The organism is Micromonospora sp. URMC 107 (assembly GCF_051386315.1).
Classification (GTDB): Bacteria; Actinomycetota; Actinomycetes; order Mycobacteriales; family Micromonosporaceae; genus Micromonospora.
Map to the genome: position 1 here is coordinate 48,411 of NZ_JBPQTK010000004.1, position 15,213 is coordinate 63,623.

Annotated in this window: 13 protein-coding genes; 6 read left to right on the plus strand and 7 right to left on the minus strand. The window is 74.5% G+C overall.

Going from position 1 to position 15,213, the window contains the following annotated elements:
• The first annotated feature begins 60 nt into the window (after window positions 1-60).
• Window positions 61-1,071 carry an LLM class flavin-dependent oxidoreductase gene (locus ACSNN9_RS01560; RefSeq protein ID WP_436670865.1) on the plus strand — a complete coding sequence of 337 codons (1,011 nt, stop codon included), beginning with the start codon at window positions 61-63 and terminating at the stop codon, window positions 1,069-1,071.
• A 221-nt stretch (window positions 1,072-1,292) separates the two neighbouring features.
• Here ACSNN9_RS01560 and ACSNN9_RS01565 read toward each other — a convergent pair whose 3' ends face one another.
• Window positions 1,293-3,539 (minus strand): cellulose binding domain-containing protein, encoded by a 2,247-nt coding sequence (locus ACSNN9_RS01565; RefSeq protein WP_436670822.1) that lies wholly within the window; start codon window positions 3,537-3,539, stop codon window positions 1,293-1,295.
• Window positions 3,540-3,865: 326 nt separating this feature from the next.
• On the opposite strand from ACSNN9_RS01565, the gene ACSNN9_RS01570 reads away from it, so the two are divergent.
• Window positions 3,866-5,299 (plus strand): pyridoxal phosphate-dependent decarboxylase family protein, encoded by a 1,434-nt coding sequence (locus ACSNN9_RS01570; protein ID WP_436670823.1) that lies wholly within the window; start codon window positions 3,866-3,868, stop codon window positions 5,297-5,299.
• 141 nt (window positions 5,300-5,440) lie between these two features.
• Here the strand turns inward: ACSNN9_RS01570 and ACSNN9_RS01575 are convergent, their stop codons facing one another.
• The 5 genes from ACSNN9_RS01575 to ACSNN9_RS01595 all read right to left on the minus strand — a co-directional run bounded on the left by ACSNN9_RS01575 (window position 5,441) and on the right by ACSNN9_RS01595 (window position 10,447).
• Window positions 5,441-6,550 carry a sulfite exporter TauE/SafE family protein gene (locus ACSNN9_RS01575; protein WP_436670824.1) on the minus strand — a complete coding sequence of 370 codons (1,110 nt, stop codon included), beginning with the start codon at window positions 6,548-6,550 and terminating at the stop codon, window positions 5,441-5,443.
• A gap of 320 nt (window positions 6,551-6,870) precedes the next feature.
• Complete coding sequence (locus ACSNN9_RS01580) at window positions 6,871-7,341, minus strand: RrF2 family transcriptional regulator (RefSeq protein ID WP_436670825.1); 471 nt, start codon at window positions 7,339-7,341, stop codon at window positions 6,871-6,873.
• A 118-nt stretch (window positions 7,342-7,459) separates the two neighbouring features.
• Window positions 7,460-8,344: an acyl-CoA thioesterase gene (locus ACSNN9_RS01585; RefSeq protein ID WP_436670826.1), complete on the minus strand. Its 885-nt coding sequence runs from the start codon at window positions 8,342-8,344 to the stop codon at window positions 7,460-7,462.
• Window positions 8,341-9,789, minus strand: coding sequence for a pyruvate kinase (pyk, locus tag ACSNN9_RS01590; RefSeq protein WP_436670827.1), 1,449 nt, complete (start codon window positions 9,787-9,789; stop codon window positions 8,341-8,343). Before pyk ends, ACSNN9_RS01585 begins: the two co-directional genes overlap by 4 nt.
• 292 nt (window positions 9,790-10,081) lie before the next feature.
• Entirely contained in the window at window positions 10,082-10,447 is a 366-nt protein-coding gene (locus tag ACSNN9_RS01595) for a YciI family protein (protein WP_358092945.1), read from the minus strand.
• 223 nt (window positions 10,448-10,670) lie between these two features.
• On the opposite strand from ACSNN9_RS01595, the gene ACSNN9_RS01600 reads away from it, so the two are divergent.
• Window positions 10,671-11,297 (plus strand): hypothetical protein, encoded by a 627-nt coding sequence (locus ACSNN9_RS01600; RefSeq protein WP_436670828.1) that lies wholly within the window; start codon window positions 10,671-10,673, stop codon window positions 11,295-11,297.
• A gap of 115 nt (window positions 11,298-11,412) precedes the next feature.
• A complete protein-coding gene (locus ACSNN9_RS01605; protein WP_436670829.1) occupies window positions 11,413-12,285 on the plus strand; it encodes an aldo/keto reductase in 873 nt (290 codons plus the stop codon).
• 47 nt (window positions 12,286-12,332) lie between these two features.
• Here the strand turns inward: ACSNN9_RS01605 and ACSNN9_RS01610 are convergent, their stop codons facing one another.
• Window positions 12,333-13,124 (minus strand): lipase family alpha/beta hydrolase, encoded by a 792-nt coding sequence (locus ACSNN9_RS01610; protein WP_436670830.1) that lies wholly within the window; start codon window positions 13,122-13,124, stop codon window positions 12,333-12,335.
• Between the two features lie 223 nt (window positions 13,125-13,347).
• Between ACSNN9_RS01610 and ACSNN9_RS01615 the strand changes: the two genes are divergently transcribed.
• The gene (locus tag ACSNN9_RS01615) at window positions 13,348-14,700 is read left to right on the plus strand and encodes a pentapeptide repeat-containing protein (protein ID WP_436670831.1); all 1,353 of its coding nucleotides are present in this window, start codon (window positions 13,348-13,350) and stop codon (window positions 14,698-14,700) included.
• A 75-nt stretch (window positions 14,701-14,775) separates the two neighbouring features.
• Window positions 14,776-15,204, plus strand: coding sequence for a nitroreductase family deazaflavin-dependent oxidoreductase (locus ACSNN9_RS01620; protein WP_436670832.1), 429 nt, complete (start codon window positions 14,776-14,778; stop codon window positions 15,202-15,204).
• Window positions 15,205-15,213 lie beyond the last annotated feature (9 nt).

Below are 15,213 nucleotides of genomic sequence, written 5' to 3' on the forward strand. Positions count from 1 at the left end.
GCACCGTGAGCCTGGCCGCTCCGGGGAACAAACCCGAGGTCGGCGGGGTTGGCCAACCGTGTGATCAACGTACCGCTCTCTGTTCTCGATCTCGCCCCCGTCGCGGCCGGCGCCACCGCAGGCGCGGCGCTGCGGCACACCACCGAGCTGGCCCGGCGCACGGAGGAACTCGGGTACCGCCGGTTCTGGGTGGCCGAGCACCACAACATGCCGGCGATCGCGAGTTCCGCCCCGGCGGTGCTGCTGGCGCACCTGGCGGCGCACACGTCGACGATCCGGCTGGGCTCGGGCGGGGTGATGCTGCCCAACCACGCGCCGCTGGTGGTGGCCGAGCAGTTCGGCACGCTCGAGGCGCTGCACCCGGGCCGCATCGACCTGGGCATCGGCCGCGCCCCGGGCACCGACCAGGTGACCGCGCTGGCGCTGCGCCGGACGATGGAAGGGCTGTCGGCGGAGGGCTTCCCGCGGGAGCTGGCGGACCTGATGAACTACTTCAGCGGCGAGCGGCCGGGGCAGATCACGGCCACTCCCGGCCTCGGCGAGCAGCCGGCCGTCTGGCTGCTCGGCTCCAGCGGGTTCAGCGCCCAGCTGGCCGGGCTGCTGGGCCTGCCGTTCTCCTTCGCGCACCACTTCAGCGCGCAGAACACGGTGCCCGCGCTGGCGCTGTACCGGCAGCACTTCCGGCCGTCGAGGTGGCTGGCCGAGCCGTACGCGATGGTCGCCGTCAACGCGGTCTGCGCGGACACCGACGAGCGGGCGGAGTGGTTGGCGGGGCCGGCGGCGCTGTCGTTCCTGCGGTTGCGCTCGGGTCGGCCGGAGCCCCTGTCGACGCCGGACGAGGCGGCGGCGTACCCGTACACGGAGGCCGAGCGCGAGTTCGTCCGGCAGCGCCGGGAGGGTCAGGCGACGGGCTCGCCGCAGACCGTACGGCGGCAGCTCGGCGAGCTGCTGGCGCGCACGGGCGCGGACGAGCTGATGCTGACCACGCTGGTCTACGACGTGGCCGACCGGGTGCGCTCGTACGAGCTGATCGCCGAGCAGGTGGCCGGTGGCCTGCGCCGCGAGGGCTGAAACACGATCTTCACGTCGGCGTCACCGGGGCGACGCGTGGCCCGCCTAGGTTTGTCCTCGGTGGTGGTACGGCATTCCCGGTCGGGACGGGTCGGGGATGCCGCGGTGTGGGGCACCGGGCCGGAGCTGTGCGGATTCCGCGGCTGCGGCCCGGTGCCTGCCTCACCCCCTCGTGACCGGCCGACGGGACGTCACGAGGCCCCCGCCGGCCGGGTGCCGGCTCAGCGCAGGTGGATGTCGGGCGCGGGCGGGGCGGCCATCTGGTCGCCGAGGAAGAAGCCCGGGTGCGGGGGCTGGTTGTAGGCGGTGTTCTGCCAGGCGACCGCGACCCGGTACTGCGGGTCGTGCATGAGCGTGTGGATCCGGCTGCCGGCGGGCGTGGGCGTGCTGTATATCCGCAGGGCACGGCTGTCGCTGGTACGCCAGACGACCTCCTCCCGCCAGTCGCCGAACAGATCGGCGGAGAGCGCCGGGTTGGACTTGGTGCCGTTGTTCGCCGCCACGCCGCTGGCGGTCAGCAGGCGGGTGTCGCCGCCGGTGCCGTACTTGTCGATCCGGGTGCCGTCGAGCAGCTCCCGGACGGGGTCGCCGTCCCACCAGACGAGGAAGTTCGCCGAGGACGGCCTGCGCCCGACGACGGCTCCGGTGGCGCTGTAGAGGTCCGTCATGTGGGTGCCGGCGCCCCAGAACTCGGCGCCGGGGCTGCCGGCGTGCACGTCGGCGGCGACGCCCCGGCCGGGGCCCTCGGCTCCCCCGTTGTTCGGCCGCTGCCAGACGACCCGACCGGTGCGGGCGTCGTGCAGGTCGGCCGCCGGCTGGTTGCCGGACTCGTGGATCGTGAAGACCTCCAGGCCGGCCCGGCCGGGGACGAGGTCGCCGACGTGCAGGGCGTCGCCGTGGCCGAACCCGGTCGCGTACATCAGGCGGCCGTCGTCGTCGATGGTGGCCGACCCGTACACGATCTCCTGACGCCCGTCCGCGTCGACGTCGGCGACGGAGAGGTTGTGGTTGCCCTGGCCGAAGGCGGCGCCGTTGCCCGAGGCGTTGGAGTCGAAGGTCCACCGCTTGCGCAGGGTGCCGTCGCGGAAGTCCCAGGCCGCCACGACCGCCCGGGTGTAGTAGCCGCGCGCCATCACCAGAGAGGGGCGCTGCCCGTCGAGGTAGGCGGTGGCGGCGAGGAAGCGGTCGACCCGGTTGCCGTAGCTGTCGCCCCAGGAGGAGACCGTGCCGCGCGGCGGGTCGTAGGTGACGGTGGAGAGGACCGCGCCGGTGCGCCCGTCGAACATGGTCAGGTACTCGGGGCCGGCGAGGACGTACCCGCTGGAGTTGCGGTGGTCGGCGGTGGCGGAGCCGATCACCTGGCCGGTGCCGGAGCGGGTGCCGTCGGCGGTCTTCATGGCCACCTCGGCGCGGCCGTCGCCGTCGTAGTCGTACACCTGGAACTGGGTGTAGTGGGCTCCGGCGCGGATGTTGCGGCCCAGGTCGACGCGCCACAGCCGGGTGCCGGTGAGGGTGTACGCGTCGACGTACACGGTGCCGGTGTAGCCGGACTGGGAGTTGTCCTTGGCGTTGGAGGGCTCCCACTTGACCACGAACTCGTAGTCGCCGTCGCCGTCGAGATCGCCGACGGAGGCGTCGTTGGCGGAGTACGTGTAGCTCTCGCCGCTCGGCGTGCTCGCGCCCGGCGGCACCTGCAACGGCACGTCGAGGTGGCCGGCGGGGAACTGGAGCGCGGTCGCGGAGGCGGCCTGTTCCGTGCCGCCGACCACGGCGCGCACGGTGTAGGTCGCGTCCGCCGCCGCGCCGCTGTCGAGGTAGTTGGTGGCCCCGGTGATCGGGCTGCCGTTGACCCTGGTCGCGCCGCGGTAGAGGTTGAAGGCCACCCCGGTGGTGGTCTCGGTGCCGAGCAGCCGCCAGGAGACCAGGTTGCCGGTGCCGGAGCGGACGCTGACCAACCCCCGGTCGAGGTCCTCCATCTGCACCGCGCCGGCCGGCGGCGGCGTGGTGGGTGGCGGAGTGCTGGGGGGCGGAGTGCTCGGCGGCGGCGTGGTCGGGCCGCCGGTGCAGGCCGTTCCGTTGAGGGCGAAGCTGGTCGGCGACGGGTTGCTCCCGTCCCACGAGCCGGTGAAGCCGAAGGCGGCGCTGGCGCCGGTGGCGATCGTCGCGTTGTACTCGACGTTGCGGGCGGTCACCTGGGCGCCGGACTGGCTGACGACGGCGTTCCACGCCTGGGTGACCTGCTGGCCGGCGGTGTGCGACCAGGTGAGGGTCCAGCCGTTCACCGGGTCACCCAGGTTGGTGACGGTGACGTCGGCGCCGAAGCCGCCGGACCACTGGCTGGTGATCCGGTGGTCGACGCGGCAGCCGGCGGCGGCCGCCGCGGCGGTGAGGGTCGGGAGCGTACCGGCGACGAGCGCGGCCGCGGCGGCCGCGGCGAGCAGCGCGAGGCGGCGGTGGGTGACGGGCATGGGGGGTGTCCTCCGGGGAGGTCGGGCGCGCGGCGACCGTCACCGCCGGCCTGCCCGGGCCGGCGGGAGGACACGCCGCGCTGGCGGCGGGAATCCGACGCCGCCGCTCCGGTGTCGGCACCCCGGCGCCGTCACTGCGGCGTCGGTGTTCCGGCGGGCGGCGTCGAGGGGTGGCTCCGCGCACCTGCGATGCTAGGGCAAGCGCTTTCTGCGGACAATGCGCTCCTCGCTTTCCGGGTCCCGACCCTGTCTGCCGGCCGCTCCCGCGCAGGGGAAGGCCCGGCGCTTCCCTTGCCCCCGGCCCGGATTCTTGATCGACTCAGGGCGTGGCTGAGCACATGACCCCGGACGAGTTCCGCCGCGCCGGGCACGCTGTGGTGGATTGGATCGCCGACTACTGGGCGACGCTGGAGCAGCGCCCGGTGACCTCGCAGGACCCGCCCGGGGCGGTGGCCGCCCGGTTGCCGGCCGGCCCGCCGGAGCACGGCGAGCCGGTGGAGGCCGTCCTCGCCGACCTGGACACCCTGATCATGCCGGGGCTGACCCACTGGCAGCACCCGGGATTCTTCGGTTATTTTCCGGCCAACACGTCCGGGCCCAGCGTGCTGGGCGACCTGGTCAGCGCCGGGCTGGGCGTGCAGGGGATGCTCTGGGCGACCGGGCCGGCGTGCACCGAACTGGAGACGGTGCTGCTGAACTGGCTCGCCGACCTGCTTGACCTGCCGAAGCGGTTCCGCTCCGGCTCCGGTGGCGGCGGGGTGATCCAGGACTCGGCGTCCTCGGCGACGCTCGTGGCGACCCTGGTCGCGCTGCACCGGGCCGGCGGCGGCCGGTGGCGCGAGGCCGGCGTCGACCGCCGTTACCGCGCCTACGCCTCGACCCAGGGCCACTCGTCCATCGAGAAGGCCGCGCGGATCGCCGGGCTGGGCGCCGACGGCGTACGGCCGGTCGAGGTCGACCCGCAGACGCAGGCGATGTCCCCGGCGGCGCTGCGCGCGGCGATCGAGGCGGACGTGGCCGCCGGGATCGTTCCGGCGATCGTGGTGGCCACCGTCGGCACCACCTCCACGACCGCGATCGACCCGCTGCCGGAGATCGGCGCGATCTGCGCCGAGTACGGGGTCTTTCTGCACGTCGACGCCGCGTACGCGGGAGCGGCGGCCGTCTGCCCCGAGCTGCGGTTCGGGCACGTCGGCCTGGAGTACGCCGACTCGTACTGCTTCGACCCGCACAAGTGGCTGCTCACCGGCTTCGACTGCGACGCGTTCTGGGTGGCCGACACGGCCGAGCTGATCGAGGCGCTGAGCGTGCTGCCGGAGTACCTGCGCAACGCCGCCACCGAGTCCGGTGCGGTGATCGACTACCGGGACTGGCAGGTGCCGCTGGGCCGCCGGTTCCGGGCGTTGAAGCTGTGGTTCGTGCTGCGCTGGTACGGCGCCGAGGGGCTGCGGGCACACATCCGCTCCGGCGTGGCGCTCGCCGCCCGGTTCGCCGACCGGGTCCGCGCCGACGAGCGGTTCGTGCTGGTGGGGGCGCACCCGTACTCGCTGGTGTGCTTCCGGCTGGCGGCGGACGACGAGGTCAACGCGGAGCTGCTGGCCCGGGTGAACGCCACGGGCCAGGTGCACCTGACGCACACCCGGGTCAACGGCCGGTACACGCTGCGCCTGGCCGTCGGCTCACCGCAGACCACCGAGGCCCACGTCGACGAGGCGTGGACCCTCCTCGCCGACGCCGCGACCGCCCTCCTCCCCCACTGAGACCCCGACCCACCGGGCGGCGGCGCCCCGGGGGCCGAGGTCACGGGGCACCGGCCACCCGTGCCGACCGTGCCGACCGCGCCGGCCGCGCCGACCGCGCCGGGAGATCTTGGTCAGAAACGGCCCTGCAGGGGCGCTTTCCTACCAAGATCTCGGCGATGGGCCGCTCCGGACGCCAGTGGTTGCCGGCTCGGGGGCGACCAGGTGGTCCGGCGTGCGCAGTGGCGCCACCGTCGGCGCGGCCGTCAAGGCCGGGAAGCCGTCGGCGGCCGCCGTGGCCGCCGGGGGAAGGGCCGTCGAGGTCGGGAAGCGGTCGGTGGTTGCGGTGGTCGCCGCCGAGGGGGTGCCGGTCGGGGTACCGGCCGCGAGGGCGGTCGCGGCGACGGTCCGCTCGCGGCGGGTGCGCAGCAGCGCCCGGACGGCCAGGGCGAGGGCGGCGGCCCAGGCGACGGCCAGCAGCGCGTAGACGGCCGGTCGGGCCGGGCCGTCGAGGTCGGCCGAGCGCATCAGCGTACGGGCGTTGGTCAGCACGATCACGCCGCCGATCGTCGCGCCGAGCAGCTGGGCGGGGACGATGCGCACGAGCCAGGCCGCGATCGGCGCGGCGATCAGGCCGCCGATGAGCAGCGCGGCCACCATGGGCAGCAGGAAGCCCTCGGAGCCGAGCCCGATCAGGAAGCCGAGGCTCGCGGCGCCGGCGACCACGAACTCGGACGTGTCCACCGAGCCGATCACCTTGCGCGGTTCCATCCGCCCGCTGACCAGCAGGGCCGGCGTGGCGACCGGGCCCCACCCGCCGCCGCCGGTGGCGTCGACGAAGCCGGCGACCAGGCCGAGCGGGCCGAGGAAGCGGCCGCGCAGCCGGCCGCCGCGCCGGTCGGTGCGCAGCGGCCGGGAGAAGCGCACCAGCAGGTACGCGCCGAGGGTGAACAGGATGCCGGCCATCCACGGGGCGGCCGAGGCGGTGGAGATCGAGCTGAGGAAGGTCGCGCCGGCGAACGCGCCCACGGCGCCGGGGAAAGCGATCCGGGCGACGACGCGCCAGTCGACGTTGCCGAACCGCCAGTGCGCCACCCCGGCGGCGAGCGTGGTGCCGATCTCGGCCAGGTGCACGGAGGCCGACGCGGCGGCCGGCGCCACCCCCACGAGCAGCAGCAGCGTGGAGGAGGTCAGCCCGTACGCCATGCCGAGCGCGCCGTCGACGAGTTGCGCGGCGAGCCCGACCAGCGCGAGGACCAGCAGCTTGCGCACGAGCGCCCCCTGACTTTTCGGCATCTCCTATCGACTTGGTCGACAATGCGGCACGGGGCGCGCCGCGGTCAAGCCTTCAACCGGTCAGTGAGACGACAGACCCCAGGGCGACGCCACCCGGCGGGCCACCAGGGCGGGACCGGCGCGAGACGGCGCGAGCCGACGCGGACCCACGCGACCGGGATGGGCCTGCGCCCTGCGCCGGCTACCGGCAGGGCACGGGCGACGGACCGGAGCGGGGCCGGGGTGGGCCTGCGCCCGCGCCGGCTACCGGCAGGGCACCCGGGCCACGGACCGGAGCGGTGCGCGCCGGGCGGGGATCAGGTCCAGGCGCGGGGGTCGGCGGCCAGCTCGACGACCCGGTCCGGCAGGGTGCCGCCGGCCACGTCGGCGACGGTGACCAGTTCCAGGATCTCGCGCTCGCTGGCCCGCAGGGCGATCCAGACCTCCTGGAGGGCCCGGGCCGCCCCGTGGTAGCCGAGTTCCTCGGGCCGGTGCCCGCGCACGTGCGCGAGCGGGCCGTCGATCACCCGGATCACCTCGGCCAGCGAGATCTCCCCGGCCGGTCGGGCCAGCCAGTAGCCGCCCTCCGGGCCGCGCTGGGCCTGCACGATGCCGCCCCGGCGCAGCTGCAGCAGGATGCTCTCCAGGAACTTCGGCGGGATCTCCTGGGCGCGGGCGATCTGGTCGGCGGTCACGGGCCGGCTTCGCCCGGGCCCGGCGTCGCCGGTCACCGAGGCGAGCTCGGCGACCGCGCGGAGGGCGTAGTCGACCCGGGCGGAGAGGCGCATGCGGCAAGGTTAGTCGCCTGGCCGCCCCGCCCGGAGGATCACCCCTCGGCCGATCGGCCGACGGCGATGTGCCGCCACCACCTGCGCCTCCCGGGCGACCGGGCCGCGCCGGGACGGCTCAGTCGCCGACGCGGCGCAGCAGCCCCTCCTGCACGGCGCTGGCGATGTGCCGCCCGTCGGTGGTGAACATGCGGCCGGTGGCGAGCCCGCGCGCGCCGGAGGCGGACGGGCTCCAGCAGTCGTAGAGGAACCAGTCGTCGGCGCGGAACGGCCGGTGGAACCAGAGCGCGTGGTCGAGGCTGGCCCCGACCACGCCGCCCGGGCCCCACACCTCGCCGTGCACCGAGAGCACCGAGTCCAGCAGCGTCAGGTCGGAGGCGTAGGTCAGCGCGCAGGCGTGCAGCAGCGGGTCGTCGGGCAGCTTGCCGTCGATGCGCATCCAGACCCGCTGGTGCGGGTCGGCGGGGCGGTCGCCGGGGCGCACCCAGCCGGGCTCGCCGACGTAGCGGACGTCGATCGGGCGCGGGATCTGCGCCCAGATGCCGAGCCGCTCCGGATAGCGGGCGAGCCGGTCGGTCATCGTCGGGACCTCGTCGGGACCCGGCACGTCCGGCGGGGTGGGGGCCTGGTGCTCCAGGCCCTCCTCCGTGCGCTGGAACGACGCCGACATGAAGAAGATCGGCTTGTCGTGCTGGAGCGCCACCGAGCGGCGCACCGAGAACGAGCGGCCGTCGCGGACGTTCTCCACCTCGTACACGATCGGCTCGGCCGGGTCGCCCGGGCGGACGAAGTAGCCGTGCAGGGAGTGCACGAAGCGGGCCGGGTCGACGGTGCGTCCGGCGGCGACCAGGGCCTGGCCGGCGACCTGGCCGCCGTACACCCGCTGGGGACCGACCGGGGGGCTCATCCCCCGGAAGGTCATCCCGCCGGTGTGCTCCAGGTCGAGCACCTCCAGGAGCTGGTCGACCGCGGCCTGCCCGACCGCGACGTCCGCGTCGCTCACTGCAAGGCCCGCGCCGACGCCGCGTCGACCAGCGACCCGAGCTGGTGTACGCGCAGCGTGTTGGTCGAGCCGGGGGTGCCGGGCGGGCTGCCGGCGACGATCACGACGTAGTCGCCGGGGTTGGCCCGGTCGAGCCCGAGCAGCGCCTGGTCGACCTGGCGGAACATGTCGTCGGTGTGCTCGACGAACGGCATCAGGAACGTCTCCACGCCCCAGGAGAGGGCGAGCTGGTTGCGCACCTCGGGCACCGGGGTGAAGGCGAGCAGCGGCAGGTCGCAGTGCAGCCGGGACAGCCGCCGCACGGTGTCGCCGGTCTGTGAGAAGGCGACCAGGGCCTTCGCGCCGATGGCCCGGGCGATCGAGGAGGCGGCGACGGTGAGCGCGCCACCGTGCGTACGGGGGTCGTGCTGCAGGCGCGGCACCCCGATCGAGCCGGACTCGGTGGTGGTGACGATCTTCGCCATGGTGCTGACGGTGAGCACCGGGTACTTGCCAACGCTGGTCTCACCGGAGAGCATCACCGCGTCCGCGCCGTCGAGCACGGCGTTGGCCACGTCGGAGGCCTCGGCGCGGGTCGGCCGGGAGTTCTCGATCATGGAGTCGAGCATCTGGGTGGCCACGATGACCGGCTTGGCGTTCTCCCGACAGAGCTGCACGGCACGCTTCTGCACCAAAGGGACCTGGTCCAGCGGCAGCTCCACGCCGAGGTCGCCGCGGGCGACCATGACGCCGTCGAAGGCCAGCACGATCTGCTCCAGGCAGTCGACCGCCTCGGGCTTCTCCACCTTGGCCAGCACCGGCCGGTGCACGCCCTCCTCGGCCATGATGCCGTGCACCAGCTTGATGTCGTCCGCCGAGCGGACGAAGGAGAGCGCGATCAGGTCGACGCCCAGGCCGAGCGCGAAACGCAGGTCCTCGGCGTCCTTCTCGGACATCGCCGGCACGCTGACCGCCACGTTCGGCAGCGAGACGCCCTTGTTGTTGGAGACCGGACCGCCCTCGGTGACCAGGCAGCGGATGTCGTTGCCGGTGACGTCGGTGACCTCGACGGCGACCCGGCCGTCGTCGATCAGCAGCCGGTCGCCGGGCTTGACCTCCTGAGGAAGCTTGCGGTAGGTGCAGGAGACCCGCTCCTTGGTGCCGAGGACGTCGTCCCCGGTGATGACGACCGAGTCGCCGGTGCGCCACTCGTGCGGGCCGTCGGCGAACCGGCCGAGCCGGATCTTCGGGCCCTGCAGGTCGGCGAGCACGGCCACCGGTCGGCCGGCCGCGTCCGCGGCCTCGCGGACCAGCCGGTACACCGCCTCGTGGTCGGAGTGGCTGCCGTGGCTGAAGTTGAGTCTCGCCACGTTCATGCCGGCCTCCACGAGGCCCCGGATGCGCTCCGGCGACGAGGTGGCGGGACCAAGAGTGCAGACGATCTTCGCGCGGCGTGTCACGCCCATCAGGCTAGTCTCTCCTCCGGGTCGGGCTGTGGGCCGACCCCTTGCGGACTGCGGAACATTGTCCAACGACGCGCGGCACGCGCGCAGCCGGCGGGCGGAACCCACGCCGGAACGTTGAGGCGGCGGGCATCGGCGACCGCGCGCCGGAATCGTACGCCCCCGGCGCGAACGGACAGCCGGGTGCTCCCCGCCGGCCGACCCGGCGCCCGGGTCGACGGCGTCCTCGGCACCGCCCCGAAGACGCCGCGGGGGTCGGGTCGGCGCCGGGTCGCGGGTGGCGGCCGCCGACGGCTCAGCTCTGCGTCTTGACCAGCGGGAAGTCCAGCGAGCCCTCCGGGCAGAGGAAGGTCATCACGTCCACCCGGTAGAGCCCGGCCTGCACGGCCGGGTCGGCCTCCATCACGCTGCGCACGTCGTCCACCGATCCGGTGCGGGCCAGGCCGAAGCCGATCGGCGGGTCGGGTTCACGGGCCGGGCCGTCCACCGAGCCGGCGACCAGGATGATCCCCCGCCGTTGCAGGGCCTGCATGTGCGCGAGGTGCTCGGCCTGCAACCGCTGCACCGTCTCCGCCGGCAGCGCCCGCCCGGCCGCGCCGGGATACAGCACGATGCACTCGTACGTGTCGAGCGCGAAGTCGACCTGCGGCACTCCCGTCATGGCGCTCCCTCCCGCGTCGCGCCGCCCGCGACGACCCGCGGTCGACGCCGAGCCGGCACGGGCCCAGCGTCGCACGGGCGGCCCGCCGGCACGGGCGCTCCGGTCAACTTCGTCGGCGGCGCGGCCCGGTTGCGGCCCCGTCGCGCCGTTTTCGCCGGCGGGGCTGCGGAGGCACCGGTCTCGGCGGCCGGACGCTGTCCCACCCCCGGCCTACGCTGCCGGCGTGGGCACGAGCTACCAGACGATCCTGGCCGTGGGCGGCCTGGCGGAGATCCGCAGGGTGCTGACCGACGTCGGCACCGAGGCGTACGTGACGGAGGTCGGCGAGCGCCGCTGGGCGGTCGCTCCACGCGAGGAGGAGGGCGGCTACGCCGAGGTCGACGACCTGGCGCAGCTGATCACCCTGCTCACGGGCGAGCCGGCGATCGCCTTCGACGTCTTCGACTCCAGCGTCATGCGGGCCAGCGTGCACGCAGGCGGCCGGGAGGCGCACCGCTACCTCTCCGACCGGGGCTGGGTGACGGAATACTGGGACGACGACAACGAGGTGCTCGCCGGCTTCGACGGCACGATCTACCCGCTGGACGCCCCGCCGCCGCCCGGCCCGAGCGGCGACGACCCGGGCGTCTTCGCCCCGCTGGGCGTCGGCGCGGTCGACACCGTGGGCCTCGGCGCGGCGCTGCGCGGGGAGGTCCCGCTCGACGGCGTGCCCCGCCTGTTCGCCGAGTGCCAGCACCAGGCCATCCTCGAAGCCCTGCGGCTCGACCCGTGCCCGCTGACCCGGCCCTTCCGGCACACCCACCTCGACCACGTGCCGGCCCCGGTGCACGTACGGCCCGACGGCGGGTGATCCCGGTCTCGGTCCGTCCCGGCGGTGGTGCGGGCGACGATCGGCGGGAAAGCCCCACCGGTGGTGGCTAGATTGGCCGCTGGGGACGAAGAGAGACAGGATGGGGAATCCACGCATGGCGAACGACGCCGGCAAGCAGCCCGCCAAGGCCTCGGGGACGTACCGGATCGGGGGCGACCTCCAGGTCGACCGGCTCGGCTACGGGGCGATGCAGATCACCGGCCCCGGCGTGTGGGGCGACCCGAAGGATCCGGCCGAGGCCGTACGGGTGCTGCGCCGGGCCTACGAGCTGGGCGTGACGTTCATCGACACGGCCGACTCCTACGGCCCCTTCGTCAGCGAGCTGCTGATCCGGCAGGCCCTGCACCCGTACGCCGACGACCTGGTCATCGCGACCAAGGCCGGCCTGACCCGCTCCGGCCCGGGCGACTGGCGGCCGGTGGGGCGCCCGGAATACCTGCGCCAGCAGTGCGAGCTGAGCCTGCGGCACCTCGGCCTGGAGGCCATCGGGCTCTACCAGCTGCACCGGATCGACCCGCAGGTGCCGCTCGCCGACCAGCTCGGCGAGCTGGCGCTGCTCAAGCAGGAGGGCAAGATCCGCCACATCGGCCTCTCCGAGGTGACCGTCGAGCAGATCGAGGCGGCCCGCGCCGTCACCCCGATCGTCTCGGTGCAGAACCTCTACAACCTGGCGGACCGCGGCGCGGAGTCCGTGCTGGAACACTGCGAGCGCAACGACCTCGCGTTCATCCCCTGGTTCCCGATCGCCACCGGCAACCTGGCCCGGCCGGGCGGCCCGCTGGACGCGATCAGCACCGGGCACGGGGCGACGCCCGCCCAGCTCGCCCTCGCCTGGCTGCTGCGCCGGTCGCCGGTGATGCTGCCGATCCCGGGCACGTCGTCGGTGGCGCACCTGGAGGAGAACGTGGCCGCCGCCGAGGTGCGGCTGACCGACGACGAGTACGCGGCCCTCACCAGGGCCACCTGACGTGGCGCGGGGACGGACGACGCCCGGCCGCCCGCCCGCGACCGGCGCTACAGGGCGAGGCAGTGCGGGCGGACCGCCTCCCCGCGCAGCGCCTGCCGCACGATCGAGTACGCCGTGCCGTCCAGCACGAGGCCGAGGTGGCCGACCGCGCGCAGCGGGCACGCGGCCTGGATCAGCACGTTGGTCGCGCCGTCGGCCAGCGTGGCGTTGTCGACGGGGCGGACCAGCTCGTCCTGCCACGACCGGACGGTGGTCCAGCGGACCGCGCCGGGGGTGTCGTCGCCGGCGTTCAGGTCGGCCAGGAAGCCGGAGCCGATGGACATCTGCTGGCAGGCGACGACTCCGGCGCAGCTGCCGAGCCCGACGACGCGCAGGATGTTGGCCACGTAGGTGCCCTGTTGGGGGCTGCCGAGGCTGACGTAGCGCGCGACGGCGTCCGCGCCGCCGAGGAACTTGACGTACCAGCGGGAGACCAAGCCGCCCTCGGAGTGGGCGACGACGTCCACCCTGGCCGCCCCGGTGGCCGAGCGGACCTGGTCCACGAAGCCGGAGAAGGCGCGGGCGGAGTCGCGGATGTCGCCGAAGCCGAGCCCCGGCAGTTGGTAGACGTAGACCCGGTGGCCGTCGGCGCGCAGCCGCGCGGCGATCGGCTCGTACGCGATGGAGACGCCGATCAGGCCGCCGACGACGATCACGGGATTGCCGGCGGCCGTGGTGGTGGTCGTGGCGGCGGCGGACGTGGCGGCGGCGGGGCGGTCGGGGGCGGCCGTCGCGGCGGTGGCCGGCACGAGCAGCGCGGCGACGACGGTGGCGGTGAGGACGATCTTTCGGAGCAGCATGGCTGCACCTCCGGCGGGAGGTACCCGGTGGGCCGGGAACGGCGGGTGGGGATCCGATCGATCGTGGGACGATGATGCTGTCCGTGATCCATCGTCGTCAATGACAAGTTACGGGCCGGTAACCTCTTGTCGCGCCAGGGGCACGAACCGGCAATCCCGGCGGTCGCCGTCCATGAGGGACGGTGCCCCACGTCGGGCCGAGCGCGGTGGCATGCTGTGACCCGTGCGTCCGACACCACCCCGCGAAGAGCCGCTGCGGGTGATGCCGTGGTGGCTGGTGCTCGTCGGGCTGCTGGTCGCCGGGCTGCTCGGCTGGCTGGTGCTCGACTGGCTGCTCGGCGAGGCCGACCGCGCCGCCCAGCCGGACACCCGCGCGACGCTGCGCATCGACGCCATCCGCACCGGGCTGACCGTGGTCGCCGGCACCGGCGGCGGGCTCGCCCTGCTGCTGGCCGCCCGGCGACAGTGGATCGGCGAACGCGCCCAGCGGCACCAGGAGGCCGTCGCCGCGCAGGACCAGGCACACCGGGAACGGGTGCAGGCGCACGCGGAAGCAGTCGCCGAGGCCGGGCAGCGCCACCAGGAACGGCAGGCCGAGGCCGCCGAGCACGACGCCGCCGAGCGCCGGCTGACCGAGCTGTACACCAGCGCCGTCGAGCTGCTCGGCAACGACAACGCCGCCGTACGCCTGGGCGGCCTGCACGCCCTGGAGCGGCTCGGGCAGGACAACCCCGCCCAGCGGGAGACGATCGTGGCGGTGCTCTGCGCGTACCTGCGGATGCCGGCGCCGGAGGACGACGCGCGCGAGGCGGAGGTGCGCCGCACCGCCCAGCGGGTCCTGACCCGGCACCTGCGCGCGGACGACGACGCCTACTGGCCGGGGGTCAGGCTGGACCTGACCGGCGCCCGGCTCGACGGGTTCGACGCGACCGGCTGCACCCTGCACGACGCGGACCTCACCGGCGCGGTCTGCGCCGGCACCACCAGCCTTGTCGGCGCGACCGTGCGCGGGCGGCTCTCCCTCGGCGCGACCTTCGCGGACCTGGCCTGCGACGACCTGCGCGGCGACGCCGAGATCGTCCTCGACCACGCCCGGGTCACCGGCGGGGTCAGCTTCGAGGGGGCCGACCTCGCGGGCGGGCTGTCGTGCCGGCAGGCCACCATCGCCCGGGCCTCCTTCCGGGGCGTCACCTTCCACCGGACGGCGAGCTTCGACGCGGCCCGCTTCACCGACAGCGCGACCTTCCGCGAGGCGGTCTTCCTGAGCGGCGTCTCGATGGACCACGCCGCGTTCGCCGGCTACGCCGGGTTCCGGCAGGCCCGCTTCGCGGACCTGGCCCTGTTCCGGTGGACCGAGTTCGGTGACCAGACCTGGTTCGAGCGGGCCCGCTTCGAGGGGGCGGCCAACTTCGGCCGGGCCCGCTTCCACGGCCCGGTGACCTTCGAGGGGGCGACGTTCGCCCGCCGTCCCCTGGTGGACCAGGCGCGGGCGACGACCGCCGGCTCGCACGTCTGGCCCGAGGGCACGACCGTCGCCCCGCTCGACGACGACTGGCTGCTGCTCACCGATCCCTGACCGGCGCCCTTCCCCCTGCTTCCGCGCCGCCCGACGGGCCGACGATCACCGCGGGGAGGCCGCTAGGCTGGCCGGATGTCGGAGACCATCGAGGACAGCCCGGTCGAGTGGGTGGCCAGCCACGTGCGCCGCTACGTGGCGAGCGACGGCGCCGACGGCGGGAAGTACCACGGCTACGACGCCCTGCTGATCACCACCCGGGGGCGCCGCTCGGGCACGCTGCGGCGCACCGCGCTCATCTACGGCCGCGACGGCGACCGCTACCTGCTGGTGGCGTCGAATGGCGGCGCGGCGCGGCACCCCGCCTGGTATCTCAACCTGTGCGCCGACCCGCAGGTGGAGGTGCAGGTCGGGGCCGAGAAGTTCCGGGGCACGGCGCGCACCGCCACCGCCGAGGAGCGGCCCCGGCTGTGGCAGGTGATGACGCAGGTCTTCCCGACGTACGCCCGCTACCAGAAGGAGACCGAGCGGGAGATCCCGGTGGTCGTCGTCGAACGGGTCTGACCGCTGCCA

Excerpts from the sequence above, each read along its gene's own strand:
- ACSNN9_RS01610 (WP_436670830.1), bottom strand. The coding sequence starts at position 13,124 with ATGCTGCTCCGAAAGATCGTCCTCACCGCCACCGTCGTCGCCGCGCTG.
- ACSNN9_RS01595 (WP_358092945.1), bottom strand. The coding sequence starts at position 10,447 with ATGACGGGAGTGCCGCAGGTCGACTTCGCGCTCGACACGTACGAGTGC.
- ACSNN9_RS01580 (WP_436670825.1), bottom strand. The coding sequence starts at position 7,341 with ATGCGCCTCTCCGCCCGGGTCGACTACGCCCTCCGCGCGGTCGCCGAG.
- pyk (WP_436670827.1), bottom strand. The coding sequence starts at position 9,789 with ATGGGCGTGACACGCCGCGCGAAGATCGTCTGCACTCTTGGTCCCGCC.
- ACSNN9_RS01605 (WP_436670829.1), top strand. The coding sequence starts at position 11,413 with ATGGCGAACGACGCCGGCAAGCAGCCCGCCAAGGCCTCGGGGACGTAC.
- ACSNN9_RS01565 (WP_436670822.1), bottom strand. The coding sequence starts at position 3,539 with ATGCCCGTCACCCACCGCCGCCTCGCGCTGCTCGCCGCGGCCGCCGCG.
- ACSNN9_RS01620 (WP_436670832.1), top strand. The coding sequence starts at position 14,776 with ATGTCGGAGACCATCGAGGACAGCCCGGTCGAGTGGGTGGCCAGCCAC.